The sequence below is a fragment of the Verrucosispora sp. SN26_14.1 genome (assembly GCF_004307965.1).
In the GTDB taxonomy this organism is placed as follows: Bacteria; Actinomycetota; Actinomycetes; order Mycobacteriales; family Micromonosporaceae; genus Micromonospora.
The window spans coordinates 1-5,175 of sequence record NZ_SISL01000415.1 but is presented as its reverse complement, the minus strand read 5'-3'; the positions used below and the strand labels follow the sequence as shown (position 1 = coordinate 5,175).

5 protein-coding genes are annotated in these 5,175 nt (G+C 70.5%); 2 read left to right on the top strand and 3 right to left on the bottom strand.

Annotation, left to right across the window (positions count from 1 at the left end):
• The first annotated feature begins 86 nt into the window (after positions 1 to 86).
• Complete coding sequence (locus EYA84_RS25785) at positions 87 to 323, top strand: hypothetical protein (RefSeq protein WP_131056169.1); 237 nt, start codon at positions 87 to 89, stop codon at positions 321 to 323.
• A gap of 36 nt (positions 324 to 359) precedes the next feature.
• Positions 360 to 1,790 (top strand): MFS transporter, encoded by a 1,431-nt coding sequence (locus tag EYA84_RS25780; RefSeq protein ID WP_131056167.1) that lies wholly within the window; start codon positions 360 to 362, stop codon positions 1,788 to 1,790.
• A gap of 188 nt (positions 1,791 to 1,978) precedes the next feature.
• Here the strand turns inward: EYA84_RS25780 and EYA84_RS25775 are convergent, their stop codons facing one another.
• The 3 genes from EYA84_RS25775 to EYA84_RS25765 form a co-directional block, all read right to left on the bottom strand.
• A complete protein-coding gene (locus EYA84_RS25775; RefSeq protein ID WP_131056165.1) occupies positions 1,979 to 2,566 on the bottom strand; it encodes a hypothetical protein in 588 nt (195 codons plus the stop codon).
• Positions 2,567 to 3,187: 621 nt separating this feature from the next.
• Positions 3,188 to 3,886, bottom strand: coding sequence for a hypothetical protein (locus EYA84_RS25770; protein WP_131056163.1), 699 nt, complete (start codon positions 3,884 to 3,886; stop codon positions 3,188 to 3,190).
• 205 nt (positions 3,887 to 4,091) lie between these two features.
• Entirely contained in the window at positions 4,092 to 5,153 is a 1,062-nt protein-coding gene (locus EYA84_RS25765; RefSeq protein WP_236145959.1) for a DUF3626 domain-containing protein, read from the bottom strand.
• Between the last annotated feature and the right edge of the window lie 22 nt (positions 5,154 to 5,175).

Genomic DNA, 5,175 nt, shown 5'->3' with positions numbered 1-5,175 from the left:
GACCGGGGCGCATCTTCGGCGCCGCGCCGGGTAAGCGCGCCCGGCAGACCGCCCGCGACCGGCGGTCGGAGCCCAAGGAGGAAACCATGCAGGAGGTCCAGCTGTCGGACGTCGAGGCTCGGGTGTACGACGCGGTGGCGGCCCTGGAGGTACGCGGACAGGTCCCCTACCCCGACCTGATCGCCCAGGAGTGCGGCCTGACCGAGGAGGAGTTGCAGACCACGCTGCACCTGCTCACCGAGAAGAACCTGCTCCACCGGGAGGACTCGCCGATGGCCGGGCTCGACTTCGGCCCGCGCTTCTGCGCCCAGCAGCTCACCTGACGGCGTGGCTCCCGCACCGGGCGCGACAGGGGGGCGATGAGCGCCACCGGCACCGACACGTACGACGACCGGCGACGGTGGCAGGCCCTGGGCGTCGGGCTGGTCGCGGCGTTCATGACGCTGCTCGACATCAGCATCGTCAACGTGGCCATCCCGTCGCTGGACCGGGCCCTGGACGCCGGGCCGAGCGACCTGCAGTGGGTGCTCTCCGGGTACGCGTTGACCTTCGGCCTGGTGCTGGTGCCGGCCGGTCGGTTCGGCGACGTGCACGGCCGACGCAACGCCTTCGTGTTCGGCATCGCCCTGTTCACCGTGACCAGCGCCGTCGCCGGACTCGCCCAGTCACCCGGCTGGCTGGTCGCCGCCCGACTGCTCCAGGGTGCCGCCGCCGGTCTGGTGAACCCGCAGGTGACCGGCCTCATCCAGCAGCTGTTCCAGGGTCCGGAACGGGCCCGGCCGTTCGGGCTGCTCGGCGCCACCATCGGCATCTCCACCGCGGTCGGCCCGTTGCTCGGCGGCCTGCTGATCGCCGCCGGTGGCCCCGAACACGGCTGGCGGTGGGTCTTCTTCGTCAACGTGCCGGTCGGCATCGTCGCGGTGATCCTCGGCTGGCGGCTGCTGCCCCGCCACCCGATCGGTCAGGTGGTACGCCGTCGCGCCGACCCGATCGGCGTGGTGCTGCTCGGTGTCGGCGTGACCCTGGTGCTGCTGCCGCTGGTCCAGCGGGAACAGTGGCACGGCCCGGCCAAGTGGCTACTGCTCCCCGCCGGCCTGGTCACCCTGGTCGGCTTCGCGCTCTGGGAGCGGCGGTACGCACGCCAGGGTCCACCCCTGTTCGACATCCGCCTCTTCACCCGCCAGTCGTACGCGCTGGGTTCCCTGATCGCGTTGATCTACTTCGGTGGATTCACCGCGATCTTCTTCATCTTCACGCTGTACCTGCAGAACGGACGCGGCTACAGTGCGCTGGTCGCCGGACTGGCGATCACACCGTTCGCCCTCGGGTCGGCCGTCGCCTCGGCCGTCGGCGGGCGGATCGTCAACCGCTACGGTCGGCCGCTGGTCGCCGTCGGGCTGCTCGCCGTGGTGGTCGGCCTCGGCCTGGTGGCGCTCGCCATCGAGCTGGCGCCGCACGCGCCCGTCCCCTGGGTGACCGCCGCACCGCTGCTGCTGGCCGGGCTGGGCAGCGGCCTGGTGATCGCCCCGAACCAGACGCTGACCCTGGCGCAGGTGCCGGTGCCGCAGGCGGGCAGCGGTGCGGGGATGCTCCAGACCGGTCAGCGCATCGGCTCGGCGGCCGGGATCGCCGCCGTCGGCGCGGTCTTCTTCTCGGTCGTGGCCAGCGGGGACAACGCCTGGTCGAGAGCATTCGAGCGGTCCCTGCTCGTGTCCGCCGGCATCATCGCCCTGGCACTGCTCGTAGCCCTCGTCGACATCGCCCGTCATCACCGCCGTGGTCGGATGTAAGCAGGGGTCCCCTGCTATCGCCTGGTGTATAGGAAGGGACCCCTGCTTACATCCCACCCCGCCGTACACCGCAAGTCGTGCGGGGATCCGGGGCGCGGAGACGACGCTGCCGGCCGGTACCCGTGATGGGTACCGGCCGGCGGCGTTCTTGCTCCCCCTTGTGCGAGGAAAGTCTGATCGGTGTGGGGTCAGCTGTTCCAGTGCTCGGCGACCAGGTCGGCGGCCTGCTGCTCCCACTGGGCGTAGTGATCCGGGAACGCCGACACCTGCACCGTCTGCGCCGCCACCGTCAACGGCATGTCCTGCCAGCCGTCGACCTGCTTCAAACCCTTCAGAAACGCGAGGGTGGAGTACTCGGGGTCGGTGATCTGCTCCACCGTGCCCCAACCACTGGACGGACGCTGCTGGAACAAGCCCTGCGAATCATGATCGTTACGGTCACCCAGATGACCCAGGTTCTCCAACTTCGACTCCTGAAACGCCGTACCGATCGCGATCACCGCGGCACGCTCATCCATACCAGCCTTCTTCGTCGCCGCAATGATCGCCTTCGCGTTGCCGACCTGCTCATCGTCCAAATCGATACGCGACTGGGCACCCTGCACACCATGCGGCACCAACCTGCCGGAGTCCGGCTTGTCCGCCTGCACCGCCACCAACGAACCAGCCGTGACAGGGGCGGCGTCAGCCTGCCCGATCGGACCAGCGAACACACCACCAGCAAACGCCAGACCAGCAACACCAAGAACACTCTTACGCAACAGCTTCGAATTCATCACAAGCTCCATTCGGGGGAAGACGCCACCCACAGGGGGATCGAGAGTGACGCAAACGCCGTCAGGCGCTAGAAGAAGAGGAAATCCGACGGCAACACGGGCCCGAGAAGGGGAATCACCGGACCAGGTCTTACGGCGTCGGGTCAATACACAACCACCCGCCAGCCCGCATCATTCCCCGGCCACCCGGAAGCCTGACCCGGCACTGGAACCAGGCATAACCACCGACCAGGCGGGGTCATTCCAGCCCGCCACCCTCCAGCCTGCGCGGTCAGCCACCCGACTACAACGCCCCGACCCCACCCCGGATTCCACCCAGCACCCACCCACGGGCCACCAGCGAACCGAACATTCGGCGCAAACAGCGCGCCAGCCCATCTCCGCCGTCGCCCGCCTTGCGCGCCAACTCCGTTGATCAAGAAGTTTTGGTGCAAGCGCGACAGGAATCGCGATGCAAACCTCTTGATCAACGCGATCTGCGCGATCAACGCGATCAACGCGATCTGCGCGGTGCGGCGGAGGGGGCACCGCTCGCCGACCAGGCCGCGCGGAGGGCGACACCGGGTGGGGGGACGGGAACGGCCGGCCCCGGATCGGGGCCGGCCGTGGTGGCGAAGCGGGTCACCAGAGCTGGGTGACGATGTCCGCCGACTGCTCCTCCCACTGGGCGTAGTGGAACGGGTACGCCGAGACCTGCACCGTCTGTGCGGCCGTGGTCAACGGCAGGTCCTGCCAGCCGCCGACGTTCTTGAGGGCCTCGAAGAACACCGTCGAGGAGTACTCGGGGTCGGTGATCTGGTCCACGCTGCCCCAGCCGGTCGACGGGCGCTGCTGGAACAGGCCCTGGGAGTCGTGGTCGTTGTACGCGCCCAGGTGGCCGAGGTTGTAGAGCTTCGACTCCTGCAGTGCGGTGGCGATGCCGATCACCGCGCCTCGCTCGCCGACGCCGGTGTCCTTGGCGACCTCGATGATGGTCTTGGCGTTCTGGCGCTGCGCGTTGTCGAGGGGTACCCGCGACTGGGCGCCCTGCACACCGTGCGGGATCAGGTCGTCGCGGCTCGGCTTGCCGGGGCGGGGCTTGTCCGTGGTGCCGCCGGTGGTCAGGCCGGACTCGACCGTGGCGCCGGTGGAGTGGCGACCGGTGGCCTTGTCGATGGCGGCCACGGCGCCCTGGTGCGGGCCGGTGGTGATCGGCGCGGCCACGGCGGTGGGGCCGAGGGCCAGCCCGGTGAGGGCGGTCACGCCCACCACGCTGAGGGTGGTCTTCCGGTTCGGTTTCGTCGCGATGGCCGGGAGCCATCGAGTGAAGTCCAGCTTCACGATGGTTGCCCTTTCGATCGTACGAGCCGCTCGGGGTGAGCCGCTCTCGGGGGAAACTGCCGCCGGTCGGGGTGTGGGTGCCGGCGCTATGGGGAACACAACCCGCCCGACGTGTCGGTCATTCCAGGCATGCCCGACTTGCCCCGCACCGTGGCCCAGGTCACCTATCGCGCCAGAACCTCAGGTGCCGGAGCGGACGGAGGACTCAGACGTCGTACGGGGTGCCGAAGCGGACCAGGACGTGCCAGAGCTGCTTGAGGTGTTGCAGCGTCTCGGCCGTGGACCCGCGATCGGCCCAGCGGCCGGGGTCGGTGACCACCGAGGCGGCGGCCCGTCCGATCAGCGCGGCGTGCACCGGCTCCCCCGACCCGGCGAACTCGGCGTGCACGCGGGCGGCCAACGGCGGGATCACCGGCCCACGGAACTCGGCGTCGACCTGGTCCACCGGCAGCGCGAACCCAGCGTGCCAGCGCAGCGGGAAACCGTACCGCTCGGCGGCGACCGCGAGGGTGACGCCGGTGGCGGTGCCACGGAACGAGGGGTCGACCACCAGTTCGCACACGTCCCGGGCCAGCGTGACCGGCCCGTGGACCTGCGCCTCGACGTAGTCGTCCAGCGCCCGGCCGGCGGTGCGGGGCACGGTGTCGACGTGCGCGCGTCGGCGCAGCAGCTCCTCGACGAGGGTCGACACGTCCGTGCCCGGCCGCCCCAGCGTGCTGCCGGTGTCTGCGGTCGTGGCGAGCAGCGCCGCCAGCACCGGTTCGACAACGTCGACGGTGCCGACGTCCCGTGGGCCGAGGTGGCTGTCGCCGACACAGAAGGTGGTGCGGGTCAGCACCTCGGGGCGCAGCCGCAGGTGGCAGGAGCCGAAGCGCGGGCACGCGCCGTCCGGGTGGTCCAGCAGGTTCAGGCCGCCGTACTTCGGGCGGTCCCCCGGGCGCACACCCCGTCGCTGGTACGCGCCGCCGAAGAGTCGCCGTTCCCAGCGGTCCCGGTCGCCGCCCGGGTACGCGCTGAGCCCGCCGTTGGAGATGCCCGTCTCGAACTGGCTGCGGTAGACGCCCTCGGTGGCGAGCGCCTCGGCCACCGTGCGCCCGTCGGCGAGCAGCCGGTCGGGATGGAAGTTGAGCGTCACGCGCCCGCCTCGGCCGAACGCGGCGACCAGTCGTTCCGGATCGTGCCGGACGCCGCTGCCGGCCAGCGCCCGACCGATCCGGGCCAGCGCGGCGGGACGGTCATCCAGCGCCACCTGCCGGACGTGGCGCACCGCCTGTCTCTTATCCCCATCT